This is a genomic window from Rhodococcus shunpengi (assembly GCF_048381395.1).
Classification (GTDB): domain Bacteria; phylum Actinomycetota; class Actinomycetes; order Mycobacteriales; family Mycobacteriaceae; genus Rhodococcus.
Map to the genome: position 1 here is coordinate 557,944 of NZ_JBLWIU010000012.1, position 20,714 is coordinate 578,657.

Genomic DNA, 20,714 nt, shown 5'->3' on the forward strand with positions numbered 1-20,714 from the left:
ATCCCCCGGCACAGACCTCTGTCGGCATGGCCTTTCGACTCTTAGGTTTCCTCACATGGGAACGCACACTGCGGAATTGATCGTTCAGCGGAACGTCGAAGTGCCGATGCGAGACGGCACGATCCTGCGAGCCGATCTCTATCGACCCGCCGGCGAAGGACCCTTCCCGACGCTGCTGCAGCGCACGCCGTACAGCAAGGACTTCAACCCCGGCCTGTGGGTCGTGCTCGACCCGATCAAAGCCGCTTCCGCCGGTTTCGCAGTCGTGGTGCAGGACGTCCGGGGACGCGGGCGCTCCGACGGCGACTTCTACCCCTTCACCGCCGAAGCCCAGGACGGTGAAGACGCGGTGGCGTGGGTGCGAGCGCAACCCTGGTGCAACGGTGCCATCGGCATGTACGGCAGTTCGTACATGGCCGCGGCCGCCTGGCAGGCTGCCAAGCGATCCCCCGAAGGACTGATGGCACTGGCACCCTTCCAGGCCAGCAGCGACTACTTCGAGGGACGCAGCTACCGCGGCGGCGCCTTCGAACTCGGCGCGCTGCTGGGTGTTTCGCTCAACGCGCTGGGCGGAGGAATCGCTCACCGGATGATCAAGCGTGGCGAGCTGCGCCCGTCCGCAGCGCGGGAGGCCCGCGAAGCGGTCAACGACCTGGCACCCTGGGCCCGGACCGCACCGATCGAGAAGTTGCGCGAGACGGTCCTGGGAGACATCGCGCCGTTCTTCTTCGACTGGGCCGCCGCCGACGATCCCACCTCCGAGGTCTGGACCTCGCTCTCGGTGGAATCGTCGTACCCGAACGTCTCCGTACCGGTCCTTCACCTGAGCTCCTGGTACGACCAGGCGCACGTGGGGACGCTCCGCAACTTCGAGGGAATGACGAGCCGAGCCCCCGAATCCGTACGCGACCAGCAGTTCCTGCTGATGGGCCCGTGGGCGCACCGCGTTCCCCGAGGAAGCACGCTCGGCCAGTTGAAAATCGGCGATCTCTACTTCGGGACGAGCGCGATGTTCGACATGGACAACCTCCAGATCGGATTCTTCCGCAGCGCTCTGGCAGGCGAACCCGCGACATGGCCGTACCCCGAGCGGGTCCGGTTGTTCATGATGGGTGAGAACGCTTGGCGCAACTACTCGCAGTGGCCCCCGGCAGAGGCGCAGACGCGTCGCCTGCATCTCGTCGGCAACGGTACCGCCGCCCGACAGGACGGGACGCTGTCGTGGGATGCACCCGAGCGGGAAGTCGCCGACAGCTGGCAGCACGATCCCACCGACCCCGTGCCCACCTCCGGTGGCGCCCACATGACCCCGGAGGCGGTCTGCCCGGCCGGACCGATCGAACAGACCGAGGTGCAGCAGAGGGACGACGTGCTCGTCTTCACCGGCCCCGAACTGACCGAGGACCTCGACGTCATCGGCTGGGTCGACGCCGAACTGTGGGTGGACGGCAGCGCGGTCGATGCCGACTACTCGATCACCGTCAGCGACGTCCACCCGGACGGTCGCAGTTACAACGTCTGCGACGGCTACCTGCACGTTCGGGCAGGTGCAGCCACGGCAGAGGCTCCGATACGGATCAGCCTCGGCGCGACCGCCCAGCGGTTCCGGGCCGGGCACCGCATCCGGGTGCACATCGCCGGTAGCTCCTCGCCACGTCACCCCATCGTCGGGGGGATCGACGGCGCCGTGCGCACCCAGACCGTTCGTTGCGGGGGAGTTGCGGCCTCGGCGGTGCTGCTTCCCATCGTCGACGCAGCCCCTACTGCTTCCTGAACTTCCCGCCCACCTCGATAGGAGACCAGATGCTGGACACGGTAGACATCACCCGCGAGGGAACCCGGCGCACCTTCGACGGCCCCACCCCGCTGAGCTACCACATCGCCGGCGAGGGTGAAGCCTTCGTCATGCTGCACGGCTCGGGCCCCGGTGTCTCGGGGTGGGGCAACTTCGGTGCGAACCTGCCCTTGTTCTCGCAACACTTCCGGACGATCATTCCCGACCAGCCCGGCTTCGGCGCGAGCCCTCGTCCCGAGATGGACCGCCCCTACCATCGGATTTCGTCGGATGCTATCGCGGCCCTGCTCGACGAACTGGGAATCGAGAAGGCGCACGTCCTCGGTAACTCGATGGGCGGCAGCGTCGCAGCGCGTTTCGCTCTGGACCATCCCGACCGTCTCGGCAAGCTCGTTCTGATGGGCCCGGGCGGCGTCGGCGCGGCGATCCTGTCGCCGTCCCCGCCGGAGGGGCTCGGCCGCCTCGTCGAATTCGCCCAGGACCCCACCCGCGAGAAGTTGGTGGCGTGGATGAAGACGATGGTCAGCGACAAGGCGTTCATCACCGAGGAACTGATCGAGGAACGCTGGCGCAACGCCACCGAACCCGGCGCCATCGAATGGCTGCGCCTGTTCTTCTCGCACGTCGGCGGCAAGAGCAAGCGCCCCACCGAAGAGATCCCGTTGTGGGCGCAGGTGCCGAAGATCGCTGCGCCGACGCTGATCACCTGGGGTCGCGACGACCGCGTGACCCCGCTCGAGATGGCGTGGCTTCCGTTGCGTCAGATGCGCGAAGTGGAACTGCACGTCTTCTCGGGCTGCGGTCACTGGGCGATGACGGAGAAGCGCGAGCAGTTCGAGCGCGTGGTCATGGAGTTCCTGACCCGCCCAGTCGCCACGTCCGTGGCGTGAAACGGAGGTAGATGATGCAAGTTCGATCCGGCCAGCGCTACGTCAGCGCGGTATGTGCAACGTCGATCGTGGTGGTCAAGGGACCGTCCTCCGATATCGACCTGAAATGCGGTGGCACGGCGATGGTGGCCGCCGGCACCGACGTGGACTCGCGTCCGGGCCCCGCCGCAGGCTACGACCAGGGCACGATCATCGGGAAGCGGTACTGGGACGAGGAGACCGGCCTGGAGGTCGTGTGCACCTCGGCGGGACCGGGCTCTCTGAGTCTCGGGGATCGGGTTCTGCCCGAACGTCCCCCGCAGCCGCTGCCTTCGTCCGACTGACCCGACCACGAGGAGTCCGGTGAACGACTTCGCAGCTCTGAAGGCATCCGAGATCACCGAGTGGGACCGGCAGGTCGACGTCATCGTCGTCGGATGCGGTGCCGCCGGTGTCTCGGCTGCGATCGAGGCCCGCGTCTCGGGGGCCGAGGTTCTCGCCCTGGAAGCCGCCGGTGAACCCGGCGGCACCTCGGCGATGTCCGGCGGCCTGATCTATCTCGGCGGTGGCACAGCCCTGCAACAGGCCTGCGGATTCGAGGACTCGCCCGAGGAGATGGCCCGTTTCCTCATGGCGGCCTGCGGGCCGCACGCCGACGAGGAGAAGGTGCGGATCTACTGCGAAGGCAGTGTGGCGCACTACGACTGGCTCGTCGACTGCGGTGTGCCGTTCAAGCCGTCCTTCTGGTCGGCTCCCACTGCCGAACCGTGGAACGACGACGGCCTGATGTTCTCCGGAGGCGAGGACGCCGCGCCCTTCGCCGGCCTCGCGAAACCGGCACCTCGCGGTCACTGCCCTGCTGCGCCGTCGGCGTCGCGGCACGGCAGCGCCGGAGGCTTCCTGTTGATGGAGGTGCTCGCGCGTCGCGCCACCGAACTCGGTGTCGAGCAGAGCAACAACACCCGGGTGCGACGGCTCGTCGTCGACGACGACGGAGCGGTGGTGGGGGTCCTCGCCCGCCGGTTCGGTAAGGACCTGTTGCTGGCGGCCCGTCGCGGGGTCGTTCTCACCGCCGGTGGGTTCATCTACGACGAACGGTTGCTCGCCGATCACGCGCCCGCGCTGGTCGGCACCGACAAGCTGGGCGTGGAGGACAACGACGGATCGGTTCTCCGCGCGGCCATGGCAGTGGGCGCGGCGACGGTGCGCATGGACGCTGGTGAAGCCGCGTTCTCGGTACCGCCGGCTCTGGTCAAACCGGGCGTACTCGTCAACGCTTCGGGGCAGCGCTTCATCAACGAGGACGCCTATCTCGGCCGCGTCGGACAGCACGGACTGTTCCGTCAGGACGGACGGGTGTGGTTGATCCTCGACGAGGAGATCTTCGACGCCGCAGAGGAATTCCGCGGTCCTGTCCAACCCGGATTCGTCGCCGAAACCATCGAGGAACTCGCCGAGGAAACAGGTCTGCCGGCCGGCGCCCTCGCCGACACCGTGGCCGCCTACAACCGCGCCGCCGAAACCGGGCACGACGAACGCTTCGGAAAGTCGCCGCGTTGGCTCGCGCCCCTGCGATCACCGTTCGCGGCGATCGACGCGAGCGGACGATTCCGCACCTTCACGCTCGGCGGATTGAAGACCACCCCGGACGGGACGGTGCTCGACCACGACGGTGCGCCCGTGCCCGGGCTCTACGCGGCCGGTCGCATCACGTCGGGTATCCCGGCCACCGGATATGTCAGTGGTGCATCGCTGGGCGACTGCACCTTCTTCGGACGACGCGCCGGGGCATCCGCCGCCCTTGCGCAACCACGGATTTCGGCGAAGGAGACCGTCTCGTGCGCAACCGACTGATCGACGATGCCGCGACCCATCCGTGGCAGGAGGTGTTCGACGTCGTCGTCGTAGGAAGTGGTGCGGCGGGTCTGGTCGCGGCCACCATGGCCGCCGACGGAGGCGCCTCCGTGCTGCTGCTCGAGAAGAGTGCCCGTTTGGGGGGAACCACCGCGCTGTCGGGAGGAGCGGCGTGGATCCCGGCCAACGGTCACGTCGGCGAATTGGGCGGTACCGACTCCCGGGCCGATGCCCTCGCCTACATCAAGGCCCTGGCCGGTGACGACGTGCCGGACCCGGAACTGATCGACGTCTTCGTCGATACGGCACCGCAGATGCTGGACTATCTGGAGCAGCACACGCCACTGAAGATGGCGGCGATCCCGGGCTTTCCCGACTACTACCTGCACCTCGAGGAGATACCGGGACGAACGTCGGGTGGCCGCGCGGTCGAGGCACTGCCGTTTCCCGTTCGGGACGAGCTGCCCGACCATGCCGATGCTCTACCGGTGCGGTCCACCCTGAACATCCTGGGGGAGAGAACGACTCACGCCGAGGAACGCACTCGGCAGGACCCCGACGAACTGGCCGCGGAGATCGCGCGGCGCACGGCCGCCGACGTGCGCGTCAAGGGCGTCGCACTGGTGGCACGACTGCTGCGGGGACTTCTGGATCGCGGGGTGGTCGTCCGCGCCTCCAGCCCTGTCGACGGATTGATCATCGCGGGGGACGACGTGGTCGGCGTGCGATCCTGCGGCGTCGACCTCGGTGCGCGGCAGGCTGTCGTCCTGGCCAGCGGCGGTTTCGAGTGGGATTCCGAATCGGTGCGCGGCTTCATCGGATACGACGTCGTGCCCGTCAGTGCATCCACCAACACCGGCGACGGACTGAAAATGGTGCTCGAGGCCGGCGCGTCGGTGGCGAACATGCGGTCGTATTTCGGCACGGTCGTCGCATACGACCCGGCGCTGACCGAGGCGGGCGAACCGGTTGCCCAGGCGGGCCTGCCGATCCGCACCCATGCGGCCTCGCTGATCGTCGATACTCGCGGTGAGCGGTTCGTGAACGAACACACCCGCTACAACGACTTTCCGAAGGTCTTCGGCAATCACGACACGCGAGGGCCCGGGCTCCCCAATCTCGGTGCCTCGTGGCTGATCTTCGATTCCACTGCCCGTTCCCGGATCGCGGTGCTGTCCGCGGCCCCCGGTGGGCCCGACCCGGACTGGCTGCACCCTTCGAGCGATCTCGACGCACTCGCGCAGCGGATCGGCGTCGACGCCACAGCCTTGACGGCAACGGTCGCGGAGTACAACGACTTCGCGAAGCACGGGATGGACCCGACGTTCGGCCGGCGCGCCCTGGCCCCGGTCGATACGGCGCCCTACTACGCGCTCCGCCTTCATCCAGGAACACTCACCACCACCGGTGGTCCTCGAATCAGCTCGTGTGGCGAAGTACTTCGACACGAGGGTGTCCCGATTCCGGGACTGTTCGCTGCAGGAACCGTGGCAGCCGGTGTCTTCGGACACCTCTACCCGTCCGGTGGTTCTCCGATCGCTGTAGCAATGACCTTCGGATTTCTTGCCGGCCGAAGTGCCGCGGCAGCATCGAGACGTTGGGGTGCCTGAGAGCGAAGTCGTGACGTCCGAGGAAGGGAACGGATCTGAAATGCGTGTTGCGCACAGGGTTGCTGCACTGGCGTCGTCATCGACCGTCGAGTTGGCAGACAGGATCCGCACTATGCGTGCGTCCGGCACCGACATCATCGATCTCACTGGGGGAGAGCCGGATTTCGACACTCCCGCGGCGGTGGTCGATGAAGCTGTCCGAGCTCTGCGCGACGGATTCACCCACTACACGTCGAGCAGCGGTGTACCCGAACTCAGGGCCGCGATCGCCGACAAACTGCGCACCGACAACGGGGTGATCGTCGATCCCGAGTTCGGAATCTGTGTGACCCCCTCCGCGAAACACGCTCTGTTCGCTGCGATCATGACCGTTCTCGATCCTGGAGACGAACTGATGATCATGACACCGGGGTGGGTGAGCTACGAGTCCATGGTGTCCTTGGCCGGCGGCTCGATTGCGAAGGTCCCGTTGGAAGCGCGCGACGGTGCCTTCCGCGTGACCCAGGGAGCGCTGGAGGCGGCGGTCAACTCCCGAACTCGGGCAATCCTGGTGAACACGCCGAACAACCCGACCGGGAACGTGTTGACTGTCCGAGAAGTCGAGACGATCGCCGAATTCGCCGAAAGACACGACCTCTTCATCATCTCCGACGAGATCTACGAGAAAGTCATCTACTCCGGCTACCGTCACCGCAGTCTCGCAGCGCATCCGAAGGCGGGAGCCCGCACATTCACTGTGAACGGATTCTCCAAGGGGTACGCCATGACCGGGTGGAGACTCGGGTATGTCGCCGGACCCTCTTTCGCCATACAGCAACTGCTGAAAGTTCACCAACACACCGTGTCGTGTGCAAGTTCCTTCGTTCAGCGTGGAGGGCTGGCTGCCCTTACCGAAACAGAAGAAGCCGTCACTGACATGACTCGTGAATACGAACGGCGCCGCAACCTTGTAGTGCACGGTCTCAACAGGATTCCCGGAATTCGATGCGCCCTGCCGGAAGGGGCATTCTACGCATTTCCTTCCGTCGAAGAGCTCGGCGTGGGAACCGGTGTCGACACGGCTTCCTGGCTGCTGGAGGAGGCTCAGGTCGCTGTAACGCCGGGGGAGGTCTTCGGTCCGGGAGGTGAGGGCCGCGTTCGATTGTCCTTCGCGGCCTCCTACGATGTTCTGGCCGAAGCGCTGCGCCGAATCGAGACCGTGTGCCGCTACCGGCCGGCAGCGGGGTACGTCACCCCATCAACGATCACCACTTCCCTCACGACCGGCGAGTACACGGTTTGACTTCAGACATCGGGGTTCCCCTCCGTGGGGATCCGTATCGGGTCTGAGGAGTGTTGTCCCGTCAGCCGCTTCCCGCACCGACCCGGCCGCAAGTCCAGACGTGGTCGGTAGCCCATCAGGACTGGTTGCCCCGCACGGCACGTTCGGTCGAGTACGCCCGGATCGCCGTCACGCCGATGTGTCGGCCGGCTCCGACACCGGTTCGCTGTGGCAACCGGTGTTGTCGACCGTGCTCTTGGCCCGGTGACATTCGGAGGAGGGAATTTCGGGGTGAAGGCTTCGGGTGAAGAACCAGGTGGATTTGCCGGTTTTGTACGCTCGGTAAACGACCACACTTTCATCCCCTCGCAAGGTGTGGTCGCGCTGTAGCTCACTCCCCCTCGGGCTACGGCACCGGACTTGTCATCTGGTGAAGGTGGCAGGTTTCAGGGTGTTCAGCTCACCCCTCGGAGCGGCACCCTCCTTGTGCCCGGATCCTTTGGCTCCGGGCACAAGGATCCCGGGAACGATCATGCACGCCCTCGGCGTGCGGAATCGCGATCGTCTCTTGCGTCCCAATCCGGGGACATCAGTCGGGTGGCAAGCCCGCGGTCTGTACCGCCGCAGGGATGTCGATGCCGGGTGGAAACGAAGAAGGATCGGGTGGGTTCGGTCGCCTCTCGGCGAAAGGTGCAGCACGGTTCCAGCCGAACGGAAATCCGTGAAGGCAACTGGGTTGAGCCCGGGGGACACGAAGACGCCCCCGATCCGCTCAGCACACCACGACCCGAAGACGAGGTATTCCCGGGGTCGAGCGGTGGCGGACGGAGCAGGGTGACCTGCAGAAATCATTCGGATTCCGGGATGCTGAACCGAGTCATCCCCCTGCGTGCTGTGCGTGCACGCACAGCACGCACGATGTCGGGAGGATCGACTGGCTCCCGAAGAAAGGTGCACGGGGCGCATCGAGTCTCGGGATGCGGGCGAGTTCGAGGACCTGCATGGTGGTCAACCCCTGCTCAGGGGGGAGATCCGAAACGCACGGTCTCGCCGGTCGTCAGGCGTGCCCGCACCCGCACCTGCATCGGATCGGAGGCGAGCGCGAGAGTCAACCGGGGATGACATCGAAGCCGCGCCCGGCGTACTTGATGCGTTCGAGTCGGCCACCGCCGGTGCCGGGAACCAGGAGATCCACCGACAGGGGAGTGTCGTCCCCGGAGGGCGCCTCGTAGTGGTTGCCGGTCACCAACCGATAGCCACGGGCGAGCAGCGCGGTGCGGAAGGTGGCATCGGCCGCGGCGAGGATCTCCACCTCGGTCACATCACTCATGGGGCGGCCTTCTGTTGGGCCACGGCGAGCACATGATCGGCCGCTTCGGCGGCGTCGGCGCCGCCGGTGCGCCACAGCGTCGGGTCGGCCGGGACCTGCACGGCCAGGGTGTGCTCGGCCGCGGTGGCGGGACTGAAGCCGGCGGCGCTCAGGTCGACGAACCGATCGGTATAGAGCAGCGCCCGGGTCGGCAACCTTCACGGGGCGTACACATTGGCCTCCGCATCACCACTGACCAACAACGAAATACCTTGTTGGGTGCAGAATTCCGGTGCCTCGGTTCCGGTCCATGGTCGAAGTCTGCCAGGCGGAATTGCCGGGATCCCTACACTGAGTCGCAGTGTCACACCATCACGCACAGTGGTCCAGAACCCGGGTTCTCCGACCCCAGAGGATTCCTGCGGGGTAGCAACTCGCACGTGCCCAGCGGGCTTGACGGCCTCTCGACGTGGAGTCCTTCAAGTCACAGGATGGCGCTGATGAACACGGTCATCTTCGCGCAGTTCCGCCATTGCGATAATCATGGATAACCGCGATTGTCCATCATATTGGTTGTTGAGAAGTCGATATACGCGTGCTTGAAGTTGCTAGTTGATATAACGAGATCTTATCCGTCGGGGTGCTTTCGATCGCTTGATCCACAAGTGATTACGATGTCGCCGTCGACGCCTCCGTCCCACCCGGCGTCGTCACCGCTTCCGCGGTCATCAGCCGCGTGATCTCCTCCCGGTCCGCCTGCGACGGCAGTCCCCATCCGTCTCGATAGCCGTACATCTCGCGCAGGGTGACCGCGTGCCGGTTGCCGTCGGCGATCTCGATGTCGTCGACGGTGATCAGGCCCGGATGCACGACCCCGGTCGCCTGCGCGATCTTGAACACATCGCGCCGTAGGGCTTCGATGTAGTCGGCGACGCGGTCGGCCTTCGACGGGACGTCGAGTCCTCGGGTGAGCCAGCGGTTCTGGGTGGCGACCCCGGTGGGGCAGCGGTCGGTGTGGCATTTCTGTGCCTGGATGCATCCGATCGAGAACATCGGTTCACGGGCGACGTTGACCATGTCGCAGCCGAGTGCCATGGCGACCACCGCGTTGTCGGGCAGACCGAGTTTGCCGGCGCCGATGAAGGTGACGTCGTCGGTCAGACCGGCCTCGGCGAACGTCGCGTAGACCCGCGCGAATCCGCTGCGGAACGGCAGTGAGACGGCATCGGCGAACACCAATGGTGCTGCGCCGGTTCCGCCTTCGCCGCCGTCGATGGTGACGAAGTCGACGCCGCGATCGGTCTCGCTCATCCGCCGAGTGAGTTCGTCCCAGAAGGTCGTGTCGCCGACGGCGGACTTGATCCCGACGGGAAGGCCCGTCTCGGCGGCGAGTAGTTCGACCCAGTCGAGCAGACTGTCGATGTCGTGGAACTCCGTGTGCCGGGAGGGGCTCACACAATCCTTGCCGACGGGGATTCCGCGGACCTCGGCGATCTCCGGCGTGACCTTGGCTCCGGGGAGTAGTCCGCCCAGTCCGGGCTTGGCGCCCTGGCTGAGTTTGATCTCCAGAGCACGGATGGGTGCCGATTCGACGACCCGCTTCAGCCGTGCGAGGTCGAAGTGGCCGTCCTCGTCGCGGCACCCGAAGTAGCCGGTGCCGATCTGGAAGATCAATTCTCCGCCGTTGCGGTGGTAGTTCGTCAAACCACCTTCGCCGGTGTTCTGCAGGCACCCGGCCGCGCCGGCACCTCGGTTGAGTGCCTCCACGGCGGCACCGGACAGCGAGCCGAAGCTCATCGCGGAGATGTTGACGAACGATCCGGGACGGAAGGCACGGGCACGCCCGCGCGCGGCGCCGAGGACCTTCGCGGACGGAATGGAGACCTTCTCACCACCGTGAGGAGCGGCCGACGGCGGCAGGTCCGAGAAGGTGCGGTGCTTGATGATCGTGTACCCGTCGGTGTACTCGATGTCGTTGTCGCTGCCGAAACCGAAGGTGTTCGTGACGTTCTTCGACGACGCGTAGATCCATCTGCGCTGGTCGCGATTGAACGGACGTTCCTCGTCGTTGTTCGTCGTGATGTACTGCCGCAGTTCGGGTCCCAGCGACTCGAGGACGTAGCGCGCATGCCCGAGAATCGGAAAGTTCCGCAGCAGCGAATGTCGTTTCTGCACAAGATCGTAGGCACCGACGGCGGCCGCCGCAGCGGCCGGGATACCGAGCGTTTTCGACCATCCCATTCTCCGAGGGTACGTCCGATCAGTGGTCTCGGAGCGGGAACCGATCCGGGTTTGGCCGAGTGGGCATCACGGGTACCCGCCGCGCAGAACTGTGCTCGGTGAGAGGTGAGCGAATGCAGAAGAGCGACCTGCAGACCGACTACGACGAGGCCGACCTCGAGGTCGGAGACCGCAAGAAGGCTGCCGCCGGCGTCACCGGCGTCGCCGTGGCGATGAAGCGATCCCTCGAACAGATGGGACTGGTGCGTTCGGCCGAGACGCTGCTCGAGCTGAACCAGGCCGAAGGGTTCGACTGCCCGAGCTGTGCGTGGCCCGACCCGGACCCCGGGCATCGCAAGATCGCCGAGTTCTGCGAGAACGGTGCCAAGGCCGTCGCCGAGGAGGGCACCAAGCGACGCGCCGACCCCGAGTTCTTCGCGCGGTACAGCATCGCCGAGCTCGCTTCCCACAGTGAACTGTGGCTCGGCAAGCAGGGCCGCATTACGCACCCGATGGTCAAGAGGCCCGGTGCCACGCACTACACCCCGATCGAATGGGAGGAGGCCTTTTCCCTCATCGGCGAGCAGCTGAAGTCGCTGGACAGTCCCGATCAGGCCACCTTCTACACCTCCGGGCGTGCATCGAACGAGGCCGCTTTCGTGTACCAGCTGTTCGCGCGGGCGTTCGGGACCAACAACCTGCCCGATTGCTCCAACATGTGCCACGAGTCCACGAGCATCGCGCTGCAGGAATCGATCGGCATCGGCAAGGCCAGCGTGACGCTCGACGACGTGCACAACGCCGAGCTGATCATCCTGCAGGGGCAGAACCCCGGCACCAACCATCCGCGCATGCTCACCGCACTGGAAGAGGCCAAGCAGAACGGCGCGAAGATCCTGACGATCAACCCGCTGCGCGAGGCGGGCCTGGTCAACTTCCGTAACCCGCAGACGCCGCGCGGCGTGCTCGGGCGGGGAACGGATCTGTCCGACCTGCATCTGTCGATCAAGGTCAACGGGGACCTCGCGCTGCTGCAGGCGTTCGGGTCGCTGCTCGTCGAATGGGACGCGCTCGACCACGACTTCGTGCAGCAGTACACCCAGGGATTCGAAGAATGGGTCGAACATGTCCGGGACATCGACTGGGACGAGGTGGTCGCCGCGACCGGCCTGTCGCGACAGCAGATCACCGAAGCCGCTCAGATGCTGCGACGCTCGCAGGCAACGGTCTTCTGCTGGGCCATGGGTATCACCCAGCACCGCAACGCCGTCGCGACCATCAAGGAGATCTGCAATCTCGCGTTCGCGCAGGGTAACATCGGCAAGCGCGGTGCCGGGCTCATGCCTGTGCGCGGACATTCGAACGTCCAGGGCGACCGCACGATGGGGATCTGGGAACGCGCGCCGCAGAGCTTCCTCGACGCGATCGAGGAGGAGTTCGGTTTCGATCCGCCTCGCGAGAACGGTTACGACACCGTCGATTCGATCAAGGCGATGCGCGACGGCAAGGTGCGGTTCTTCCTCGGCCTCGGTGGCAACTTCGTGCAGGCGGCGCCGGACACAGGCGTCACCGCCGAGGCGATAGCCGGAATCGACATGACGGTGCACATCTCGACGAAACCCAACCGTTCCCATCTGGTCTGCGGTAGAACGGCATTGATTCTTCCGACGCTCGGGCGCACCGACAAGGACGTCCAGGCATCCGGACCGCAGTTCGTGTCGGTCGAGGACACGACGTGCGCGGTCCACGCCTCCCGAGGGCCGTTGAAACCGCCCAGCGAACAGGTGCGTTCGGAGGTCGCGATCATCACGGGCATCGCCGAGGCCACGATCGGTGACCGCTACGGGATCGACTGGAAGGCGATGCGCGACGACTACGCGAACATCCGATCGCGCATCTCCCGCGTCGTCCCGGGTTGTGAAGGCTACGAGGTCAACGTCCGGCGTCCGGGAGGATTCATCCTGCCGCACCCTCCCCGAGATACCAGGTCCTTCGATACCGATTCGGGCAAGGCGGAATTCGCGGTTTCGCCGGTGGAGGTGGTTCAGGTACCGCCGGGTCATCTTCTGCTGCAGACGATGCGCAGCCACGACCAGTTCAACACCACCATCTACGGCCTCAGCGACCGCTATCGCGGGATCGCGGGCGGCCGCCGTGTGGTGTTCATGCACCGGGACGACATCGCCGCACTGGGTTTCGACGACGGAGACTTCGTCGACCTGTTCACACGATGGGACGGCGACGACCGTGACCGTTGCGCCAAGAGGTTCCGGATCGTCGAATACGACCTGCCACGGGGCAGCGCTGCCGCCTACTACCCGGAGACCAACCCTCTCGTCCCGCTCGATTCGACTGCGCTGAAGAGCAACTGCCCCACCTACAAGTCGATCGTGATCTCCCTGGCACCCGCTGGACGCGACGAGTGCCCGGACGCGCTCGGAACCGCGCCCGTGGGGTCGGACTGGTCGCACAAGACGACCCCGGAGCCGAAGCACCTGTCCTGATCGACGGTCAGGACGTCTCGAATGCTCCTTCACGCAGCAGTGTTTCGGCCGTGATGAAGGCTGCGGCGCGACGTGTGACGGTGGGTGGTGCCGGTGGGTTGCCGTTCCACTGGTCGAACAGCGTGCTCAGGCTCAGCGCGATGCGTTCCGGCGACTCCCACTGGCGCCACGCATCGAAGTCTCTCGTGCGCACGAGTTTCCGTGCTGTCTCGAGCGGGGTGAGTCCGGCCCGGTGATGGTCGCGGGCGGCGTCGCCCAGCCACAGCCAGTAGTCGTGCAGTGCTCGGATCTCCGTCGCGCCGCAGGTCGGTCCGTGGCCGGGTACGTACACCACGGCGTCCCAGTCGAGCAGCCGATCGAGCGCCGACAGCCAGTTGTCGAGCGGGCCGTGCCACAGGATCGGTGTCGACCCGATGAACAGCAGGTCGCCGGTGAAGACGACCCCGGCGTCGGCCACGCGGACGACGAGGTCGCCGGCCGTGTGGCACGGTCCGAGTTGCTCGAGTTCGATCGTGCGACCGCCGATGTCCAGTGAGGTGGCGGTCGCGAAGGTCGTGTCGGGCATCCGCGGGGTGCGGCGCGGGAATCGGGCACCGCCGCGCACCCGCGCCATATAGGCACCGGCCGCACCGATGGGACCGGGGACGCGCCGGATCAGGGAGCCCGTGCCGGCCAGCACGGTGAGGGCGCGCGGTGGAAGATCCTCGCGCATCCCGTCCAGTGCGGCGGCGCTGGTGGTGATCCGCGTGTCGGGCGGCAGCGTGTCGTTGCCCCACCAGTGGTCGCCGTCGCTGTGGGTGTTCACCGCGTCGGTGATCGGAGCATCCGCGACCAGCGGTGCCTGCGCCTCGGCGATGCGCTGAGCCCATGCGACGTCCCATGCGGTGTCGACGACCAACGACGCCGTTCCCGGCGCGACGACCAACCCGGTATTGGCTTCACCCCAGCCGCCGGGTGTGCGCACGAACGCCCAGACCCCGTCGCCGACCTGCTGCAATCCACTCATGTCGACCTCCCGGCCCGCCACCCTACCGAGGTGTCCGTTTCGTGCGCCTTCGGCTCGGGTAGCCGACGATCAACCGTCTTCTACAGGAGCCGACAGACATGAGACTCAGTACCGTCCTCGCGACCGCCGCTGCCACCACGACCACCGCGATCGTCGGGTCGATCGCCTCCCAGGACACGAACTCCCGGTGGTACCGCAAGTTGCGCAAGCCCGGTTTCCAGCCTCCGGCCGCGGCGTTCCCGATCGTCTGGACGGCGCTGTATGCCGATATCGCTGTCACCTCGGCCGTCGCGATCGACGAGTACACCGATGCCGACGACTATGTGGGTCGTCGCAACTACATCGCGGCTCTGGCCACGAATCTCGTGCTCAACGCGTCGTGGTCGTGGGTGTTCTTCAAGTGGCATCGGTTGATGCCGGCCACCGTGGTGGCCGCACTGCTCGCCGCGAGTACCGCGGATCTGACGCGCCGGACGGCCGAGGCGAATCCGACTGCGGGGGCTGCGCTGGCTCCGTACTCGGCGTGGACGGCGTTCGCCACGCTGCTGACCGGGCGGATCACACAGCTCAATCGCTGATCCGCCGATGTCGCGGACGGTAATGAGACAGTTCTTCCCAATGTGTCTCATCTGTGCGACCGTCGGTATATGACCGTTGCAACGGGGGCGTCGGAACAACAAGCGCAGGAACTCGGGGCGTCACCGTGGGACTCCCAGCACCGGGAGTTCGACTACGACCTGGACGACGTCGAGGGCGCGATCCCCGAGGGCCTGCGGGGCGCGCTCTACCGGATCGGGCCCGGCCGTCTCGACGTCGACGGTCATCCCCTGAGTCATATCTTCGACGGTGACGGCATGGTCTCCCGCATCGACATCGGGCCGGAGGGGGTCCACTACCGGAATCGGTACGTGCGGACGAAGAGCTTCGCGAGGACGAACGAGACACGTCGTCCGGCAAAAGGATTCAGTACACAGAGGATCGGCGGGTCGCTCGCCAACGCGCTGAGGTTCCCTGAGAATCTCGCGAACACGAGTGTGTTGTTGCACGACGACGTGCTCTACGCCCTCTGGGAAGGGGGACGACCGCACCGGCTCGACGCCGAGACCCTGCAGACCTACGGACCCGAATCCTTCGGTGGCGCGTTGAAACGGCTCGGAGCGTTCTCTGCGCATCCGAAGACCGACCCCGCGACGGGCGAGGTGTTCAACTTCGGGCTCGACTTCTTCCCGCGACCGATGATCCGCTGCTATCGACTCGATCGCGGCCGTCGCCTCCACGGACTCGCGACCGTCCCGATCCCGAAACTCGGATTCGTCCACGACTTCGCGTTGACCGAACGGCACCTGGTGTTCGTGCTCGGGCCGTTGGTGGTCCGGAATCCGATCCCGGTCGCCCTGGGTCTGCGTCCCTTCGACGATGCGTTGTCCTATCGACCGGAACTCGGCACCACCATCGTCCTGGTCCCGCGCGACGGCGGCAGGCCGACCACCGTCGAACACGATGCGCTGTTCCATTTCCACGTCACCAATGCCCATGAAGACGGGGACCGCACTGTCGTCGAACTCGTCGCACACGATCCCGCCGATGGCTGGGGAGGGTGGAACAGGCACCTGCGCAACTATCGCGAGTCCGCCGGGCCGGCCTTCGGGGGCACCCTCACCCGGCTGTCCGTCGACCGGCGGACCCGCCGCGTCACCACCATCGAACTCGACGATCACGGATGTGAGTTCCCCCAGCTCGACCAGCGGTTCGCTACCACCGAGCATCGCTACAGCTACACGGCGTCGGCATCGGTCCCGGGAGGCGATCCCGACTCGGTCACCACGATCGATCATCGCGCCGGAGCCGTGAGCCGATACACGGCCGCCGCCGGCGACACCGTCTGCGAACCGCTCTTCGCGCCGGGCGGCGACGCCGAGGGCGACGGCTGGTTGCTGACACTCGAGCACCGGCCCGCGCGCAGGACCAGCAGACTCGTCGTCCTGCGCGCCGATCGACCGGGCGACGGGCCGGTCGCGGCGGTGAACCTGCAGCACCACGTGCCGATGACCTTCCACGGTGCCTTCCGGCCGGAGCCCGGTCATCGGCGGTAGACCGGCGGAACGACGGAACCGGCATGGGTGATGATGGAAGGCATGTTGGAAACACCCGTCGTCATCGGTATCGGATCGATCTGCGTGGGGTTCGTCTTCTTCATGCTCGCCGCGACGGGCACGCGATCGCGCTGGGACAAGAAGATCACCATCACGCTCTTCGTCATCGCTATCGTCTTCATGACGATCATCCCGGTCATCGGGGCGGTGGGGTTCGCGGCCTGACACTCCGCGACGTCGCGGTGGAAGTGCTCGCACACCGCCGATCACCGTGGGAGTATCCACCGCAGGAAACCGAACAGGGGAGGTCGCGGTGGGTGGCGTCAGCGGTGAATTGAAAAACGAACTGACGAAGCGTCTTTCGTCGGTACTCGACGGAAGTTGGACACTGCGGCGCATCGAACGGCTCACCGGTGGTGCGAGCCGCGAGACGTGGGCGATCACCGCGGTGTCGGCCACCGGCGACACCCGGGAGTTGATCCTGCGCCGCGACCCGCCGGGACGCGAGGACGCGCGCAGGATCACCATGGAAGCGGCGTCCTTCGACGAGGCCGCCCGCGTCGGCGTGCCCGTGCCCGACGTGATCGACCGCAGCGGCGACGAACCGCACCCCGGGATCGGCGCCTACCTCGTGATGTCGAAGGTGCCCGGCGAAGCACTCCCACAGAAGTTGTTGCGCGACGAGAATCTGGCCGAGGTCCGCGCCGCACTGCCCTACGAACTCGGACGCATCCTCGCTCGGATCCACCGCATGGACATCGAGGCCGTACCGAACCTGCCGGAACACGACCCGCTGACCTCCCTCTTCGACGAGTACCTCACCAACGGCGAACCCGTGCCGGCGCTCGAGGCCGCGTTCGCGTGGCTCACCCGCAACCGTCCACCGGCGACCGGGAAAGCGTTCGTACACGGCGACTTCCGCAACGGGAACCTCCTCGTCGACGCAGAGGGCGTGCGTGGGGTGCTCGACTGGGAACTGGCGCACGTCGGGGACCCGATGGAGGACCTCGGGTGGCTGTGCACCCGGACGTGGCGTTTCGGCTCGCCGCACCCGGTCGGCGGGTTCGGCTCCCGCGACGACCTGTTCCGCGGGTACGCCGACGAATCGGGGGAGAGTCCCGACCCCGAGGTCGTCCACTGGTGGGAGGTCTACGGCTCGCTGCGGTGGGCGGTGATCTGCCGGATGCAGGCCGCCGCAGCGGCGACGGGAGGAGACAACACCCTCGAACTGCTCGCCATCGGACGGCGCGTCGCCGAGTGCGAACACAACCTGCTGGACCTGCTCGGCGTCGCTCCCCACGAGGAGACGGAGACTCCTCCCGCCACTCCACCCTTCCTCGGGGCGCCGCCCGTCGAGGAGTTGCTCGAGGCGGTCCGCGAGTTCGTCCTGGAAGTCGGGGCGGGCGCCGACGCGAAGACCCGTTACCGCAGCCGGGTGGCGGCGCACGTCCTCGGCATCGCCGCGCGGGAGGCCACCCTCGCCCCTGGGGTGCGGGAAACCTACCGGGTGCGACTCGCCGGGCTCGGCTACCGCTCCGAAGCCGAACTCGCCCTCGGTGTGCGTGCAGGACGAGATCACCTCGACGACCCGCAGGTCGCCGAGGTGATCAGGGGGTTGGCCGCGAACCGGCTGAAGGTCGCGAACCCGAAATATCGCTGACGGATCAGTGCGTGGCGGCGACCTCCGCGCCGATGCCGGTCTCGGCACGCACGAGCATCTCCGCGAACTTCTCGTCCTCGAGGCGGCCTCGTCCCCGACGCTTCTCGCCGACGATCGACCCGATCACACACGCCGCGATACCGAGCGGCATGGTGACGATCACCGGGAGCTGGATGGTCAGGGGAGCGGGCCCGCTGCCCATCCACAGGGCCTCGGTGAACATCAGGCTCACGACGGTCGAGACGAGACCGGTGAGCACACCCCAGACCGCGCCTGTGGCATTGAACCGTCGCCAGTTCAGGCTCAGCACGAGGGCGGGCAGATGCGCGCTGCCGGCCACCATGAACGCCATGCCCATGAAGAAGGTGATGTTCGTGTCGTCACCGATGAGCATGGCCAGACCGATGGCGAGGACGCTGAAGGATACGGCTCCGTACCGCGCGATGCGGGCCTGGGCCTGGTCCTCCCGAGCCTGCTCGTCCGCGTCGAGATTCTCGATCGGTTCCTTCCGCGTGACCGCCGGCCACACATCGCGGGCGAAGGTACCGGCAGCGGAGATCACGACACCGGCGACCACTGCGACGATGGACGCGAAGGCGACCGCGGCGACGAGTGCGAGCGCGATGGAACCACCGACCGTGCCGGCGCCGCCACCGAGTTCGGTGACGAGCACGGGTGCCGCGAGGTTGCCACCGGGCCCGACGAGGTCGGTGCCGTTCGGTCCGAGCACGGCCGCGGCGCCGAAGCCCATCACGATGACGATCAGGTAGAACAGGCTGCACAGCGCGACGGTCCAGCCGAGCGAGCGACGGGCCGTCGTGGCCTCGGGGACGGTGAAGAACCGGATGAGGATGTGTGCCATCCCGGCAGTGCCCAGGGCGAACGCGAGCGCGTAGGAGACGAGGTTGATCGCGCTGGTCTGGCCGAAGATCAACCCGGGCGACAGGATCGCGTCGCCCGCGACGGCGTTGTCGGTCGCGGCGTCGAGGACCTTCGGGAATGCGAACCCGAACTGCGCCAGGATGCCGAAGCACACGATGATCGCGAGCACCGACAGGATCGTCGACTTGATGACCTGCACCCAGGTGGTGGCGAGCATGCCGCCCACGAAGACGTAGATGCCCATGAGCGATCCGGCGACCACCACCGACAGCCAGAACGGGATGCCCGAGACGGATTCGAGGAGCACACCCGCGGCGACGAGCTGGGCGAGCAGCACGAAGGTGCCGGTGGCGATCGTGCTCAGCGCGACCGCGACCCGCACGTTCCGCGAGTCGGTTCGGAAGACGAGAACGTCGGCGAGGGTGTACTTGCCGAGATTGCGCATCTTCTCCGCGAGGAGGAACAGCACCGGCAGGAACGAGATGACGGACGTGAACAGGATGACGGTGCCGTCGACACCCTTGGAGAAGATCAGGCCGGTGGTGCCGAGGAAGCTGCCGGCGGAGATGAATTCACCTGCGATGGCGAATCCGTTCTGCCAGCTCGAGATCGAGCGGCCCGCGGCGAAGAATCCGTCGGCGCTCTTCGCGCGGCGGGAGGCAGCGAAGGTCACCCACAGGGTCAGTGAGATGACGGCGCTGCAGATCGCGATGGCGAGATAATCGGCGTCACCGGTCATGATGCGACCTCCTCGGATGCGGGACGGTTCCGTTCGACGGCTGCGACGGCGTCGTCGACGGCGGGGCCGATGTAGGTGCGGGAGAGGCGGAAGTACGCCCAGACCAGCACCCAGGTTCCGACGAACTGGGAGAACACCACCCACAGCGACAGCGGGATGCCGAGGACGACGGTGGTTCCCAATCGGTCGGGGAACCCGATGAAGGCGACGAGGAAGGACGTGAACAGCACGACGGTGACGCCGCCGAGCGTGTTGGTCACCCGGGCACGTCGGCGACGCAGTTCCGCGATCTCGGGAAGGTGGAGCATCCGCGTCCAGACGAATTCGTCCGTCGAGGATGCAGGAACGGTGCCGTGCGCGGTGTCGGTCATGCCCGTACCGCCGCACCGCGGGCGCTGTCGAGCGCGAAGAGGTTCTCGTCCCAGCCGGCCTCGAGCGGGCCGAAGAAGTGGAAGCGCACTTGCTTGACCTTGTAGAGCCAACGGCCGTCGATCTTGACGACCTGGTCGTTGTAGCGACCGGCGGCGATCGCGGGTGCACCGTCGGTGACGCACGGCTGCCACAGGAACGAGCGCACCGTGGCACGGTCACCGTCGAGGTCGATCTCGAGGTTCGTGATGAAGTGCCAGAAGGAGGTCAGGCCGCCGTCGGCGAGTCCCGCGAAGAAGGTGCGCATCTCCTCCTTTCCTCGCGGGTGGGACAGGCCGTCGAACTCGCCGTCGTCGGTGAACAGCTCCATGAGCGCGTCCCAGTTGCCGTCGTCGAGATGGCGGCAGTACTGCGCGTCGAGCTTCCGGATCGCTTCGAGGTCTTCGAGGCGGGTGATGCGGTCGAGCAGGGACGACTCGGGGTGGGGACTGGACACAGCAGATCCTCCGTTGTGCGTGGTTATTAACAACCGTTCATGTGATG

General features: G+C 66.5%; 18 protein-coding genes. 11 read left to right on the top strand and 7 right to left on the bottom strand.

Features of this window, described 5'->3' with window-relative positions:
- The first annotated feature begins 55 nt into the window (after positions 1-55).
- Genes ACNJ7K_RS07850 through ACNJ7K_RS07875 form a run of 6 tightly spaced genes read left to right on the top strand, consistent with a single transcriptional unit; the run spans position 56 to position 7,410 of the window.
- Complete coding sequence (locus ACNJ7K_RS07850) at positions 56-1,774, top strand: CocE/NonD family hydrolase (protein WP_120280790.1); 1,719 nt, start codon at positions 56-58, stop codon at positions 1,772-1,774.
- A 29-nt stretch (positions 1,775-1,803) separates the two neighbouring features.
- A complete protein-coding gene (locus tag ACNJ7K_RS07855; protein WP_183070608.1) occupies positions 1,804-2,685 on the top strand; it encodes an alpha/beta fold hydrolase in 882 nt (293 codons plus the stop codon).
- Between the two features lie 11 nt (positions 2,686-2,696).
- The gene (locus ACNJ7K_RS07860; RefSeq protein WP_120280789.1) at positions 2,697-3,008 is read left to right on the top strand and encodes a hypothetical protein; all 312 of its coding nucleotides are present in this window, start codon (positions 2,697-2,699) and stop codon (positions 3,006-3,008) included.
- 19 nt (positions 3,009-3,027) lie between these two features.
- Positions 3,028-4,518, top strand: a complete 1,491-nt coding sequence (locus ACNJ7K_RS07865; RefSeq protein WP_159417235.1) for an FAD-dependent oxidoreductase — start codon at positions 3,028-3,030, stop codon at positions 4,516-4,518.
- Entirely contained in the window at positions 4,503-6,128 is a 1,626-nt protein-coding gene (locus ACNJ7K_RS07870) for an FAD-dependent oxidoreductase (RefSeq protein ID WP_159417236.1), read from the top strand. Before ACNJ7K_RS07865 ends, ACNJ7K_RS07870 begins: the two co-directional genes overlap by 16 nt.
- A gap of 40 nt (positions 6,129-6,168) precedes the next feature.
- On the top strand, positions 6,169-7,410 hold the full coding sequence (locus tag ACNJ7K_RS07875; RefSeq protein ID WP_159417237.1) for a pyridoxal phosphate-dependent aminotransferase: 1,242 nt from the start codon (positions 6,169-6,171) through the stop codon (positions 7,408-7,410).
- Positions 7,411-8,497: 1,087 nt separating this feature from the next.
- On the opposite strand, the gene ACNJ7K_RS07880 is transcribed toward ACNJ7K_RS07875, so the two are convergent.
- From ACNJ7K_RS07880 to ACNJ7K_RS07890, 3 genes are all read right to left on the bottom strand, one after another.
- Positions 8,498-8,719, bottom strand: a complete 222-nt coding sequence (locus ACNJ7K_RS07880) for a hypothetical protein (RefSeq protein WP_487041446.1) — start codon at positions 8,717-8,719, stop codon at positions 8,498-8,500.
- Complete coding sequence (locus tag ACNJ7K_RS07885) at positions 8,716-8,913, bottom strand: hypothetical protein (protein WP_159417238.1); 198 nt, start codon at positions 8,911-8,913, stop codon at positions 8,716-8,718. The genes ACNJ7K_RS07880 and ACNJ7K_RS07885 overlap by 4 nt, the downstream gene beginning before the upstream one ends.
- A gap of 454 nt (positions 8,914-9,367) precedes the next feature.
- Positions 9,368-10,939 carry an FMN-binding glutamate synthase family protein gene (locus ACNJ7K_RS07890; RefSeq protein WP_120280783.1) on the bottom strand — a complete coding sequence of 524 codons (1,572 nt, stop codon included), beginning with the start codon at positions 10,937-10,939 and terminating at the stop codon, positions 9,368-9,370.
- Positions 10,940-11,052: 113 nt separating this feature from the next.
- Between ACNJ7K_RS07890 and ACNJ7K_RS07895 the strand changes: the two genes are divergently transcribed.
- Positions 11,053-13,422: an FdhF/YdeP family oxidoreductase gene (locus ACNJ7K_RS07895; RefSeq protein ID WP_120283774.1), complete on the top strand. Its 2,370-nt coding sequence runs from the start codon at positions 11,053-11,055 to the stop codon at positions 13,420-13,422.
- A 7-nt stretch (positions 13,423-13,429) separates the two neighbouring features.
- On the opposite strand, the gene ACNJ7K_RS07900 is transcribed toward ACNJ7K_RS07895, so the two are convergent.
- Entirely contained in the window at positions 13,430-14,428 is a 999-nt protein-coding gene (locus tag ACNJ7K_RS07900) for an MBL fold metallo-hydrolase (protein WP_487041447.1), read from the bottom strand.
- Positions 14,429-14,526: 98 nt separating this feature from the next.
- Here ACNJ7K_RS07900 and ACNJ7K_RS07905 point away from each other — a divergent pair, with 98 nt between their 5' ends.
- From ACNJ7K_RS07905 to ACNJ7K_RS07920, 4 genes are all read left to right on the top strand, one after another.
- Positions 14,527-15,006, top strand: a complete 480-nt coding sequence (locus tag ACNJ7K_RS07905; RefSeq protein WP_120280781.1) for a TspO/MBR family protein — start codon at positions 14,527-14,529, stop codon at positions 15,004-15,006.
- A gap of 69 nt (positions 15,007-15,075) precedes the next feature.
- Positions 15,076-16,521, top strand: coding sequence for a carotenoid oxygenase family protein (locus tag ACNJ7K_RS07910; RefSeq protein WP_487041448.1), 1,446 nt, complete (start codon positions 15,076-15,078; stop codon positions 16,519-16,521).
- Between the two features lie 42 nt (positions 16,522-16,563).
- Positions 16,564-16,746, top strand: coding sequence for a hypothetical protein (locus tag ACNJ7K_RS07915; protein ID WP_120280779.1), 183 nt, complete (start codon positions 16,564-16,566; stop codon positions 16,744-16,746).
- Between the two features lie 88 nt (positions 16,747-16,834).
- Entirely contained in the window at positions 16,835-18,181 is a 1,347-nt protein-coding gene (locus tag ACNJ7K_RS07920; protein ID WP_487041449.1) for a phosphotransferase family protein, read from the top strand.
- A gap of 4 nt (positions 18,182-18,185) precedes the next feature.
- Here the strand turns inward: ACNJ7K_RS07920 and ACNJ7K_RS07925 are convergent, their stop codons facing one another.
- The 3 genes from ACNJ7K_RS07925 to ACNJ7K_RS07935 are packed head-to-tail and all read right to left on the bottom strand — an operon-like array spanning position 18,186 to position 20,667.
- Positions 18,186-19,802 carry a solute symporter family protein gene (locus tag ACNJ7K_RS07925; protein WP_016692584.1) on the bottom strand — a complete coding sequence of 539 codons (1,617 nt, stop codon included), beginning with the start codon at positions 19,800-19,802 and terminating at the stop codon, positions 18,186-18,188.
- A complete protein-coding gene (locus ACNJ7K_RS07930) occupies positions 19,799-20,173 on the bottom strand; it encodes a DUF485 domain-containing protein (RefSeq protein WP_016692585.1) in 375 nt (124 codons plus the stop codon). The genes ACNJ7K_RS07925 and ACNJ7K_RS07930 overlap by 4 nt, the downstream gene beginning before the upstream one ends.
- Positions 20,170-20,667 carry a nuclear transport factor 2 family protein gene (locus ACNJ7K_RS07935; protein WP_159417244.1) on the bottom strand — a complete coding sequence of 166 codons (498 nt, stop codon included), beginning with the start codon at positions 20,665-20,667 and terminating at the stop codon, positions 20,170-20,172. The genes ACNJ7K_RS07930 and ACNJ7K_RS07935 overlap by 4 nt, the downstream gene beginning before the upstream one ends.
- Between the last annotated feature and the right edge of the window lie 47 nt (positions 20,668-20,714).

Coding starts and splice junctions, on each gene's coding strand:
- ACNJ7K_RS07850 (WP_120280790.1), top strand. CDS start 56: ATGGGAACGCACACTGCGGAATTGATCGTTCAGCGGAACGTCGAAGTG.
- ACNJ7K_RS07855 (WP_183070608.1), top strand. CDS start 1,804: ATGCTGGACACGGTAGACATCACCCGCGAGGGAACCCGGCGCACCTTC.
- ACNJ7K_RS07860 (WP_120280789.1), top strand. CDS start 2,697: ATGATGCAAGTTCGATCCGGCCAGCGCTACGTCAGCGCGGTATGTGCA.
- ACNJ7K_RS07875 (WP_159417237.1), top strand. CDS start 6,169: ATGCGTGTTGCGCACAGGGTTGCTGCACTGGCGTCGTCATCGACCGTC.
- ACNJ7K_RS07880 (WP_487041446.1), bottom strand. CDS start 8,719: ATGAGTGATGTGACCGAGGTGGAGATCCTCGCCGCGGCCGATGCCACC.
- ACNJ7K_RS07890 (WP_120280783.1), bottom strand. CDS start 10,939: ATGGGATGGTCGAAAACGCTCGGTATCCCGGCCGCTGCGGCGGCCGCC.
- ACNJ7K_RS07895 (WP_120283774.1), top strand. CDS start 11,053: ATGCAGAAGAGCGACCTGCAGACCGACTACGACGAGGCCGACCTCGAG.
- ACNJ7K_RS07900 (WP_487041447.1), bottom strand. CDS start 14,428: ATGAGTGGATTGCAGCAGGTCGGCGACGGGGTCTGGGCGTTCGTGCGC.
- ACNJ7K_RS07905 (WP_120280781.1), top strand. CDS start 14,527: ATGAGACTCAGTACCGTCCTCGCGACCGCCGCTGCCACCACGACCACC.
- ACNJ7K_RS07910 (WP_487041448.1), top strand. CDS start 15,076: ATGACCGTTGCAACGGGGGCGTCGGAACAACAAGCGCAGGAACTCGGG.
- ACNJ7K_RS07915 (WP_120280779.1), top strand. CDS start 16,564: ATGTTGGAAACACCCGTCGTCATCGGTATCGGATCGATCTGCGTGGGG.
- ACNJ7K_RS07925 (WP_016692584.1), bottom strand. CDS start 19,802: ATGACCGGTGACGCCGATTATCTCGCCATCGCGATCTGCAGCGCCGTC.
- ACNJ7K_RS07930 (WP_016692585.1), bottom strand. CDS start 20,173: ATGACCGACACCGCGCACGGCACCGTTCCTGCATCCTCGACGGACGAA.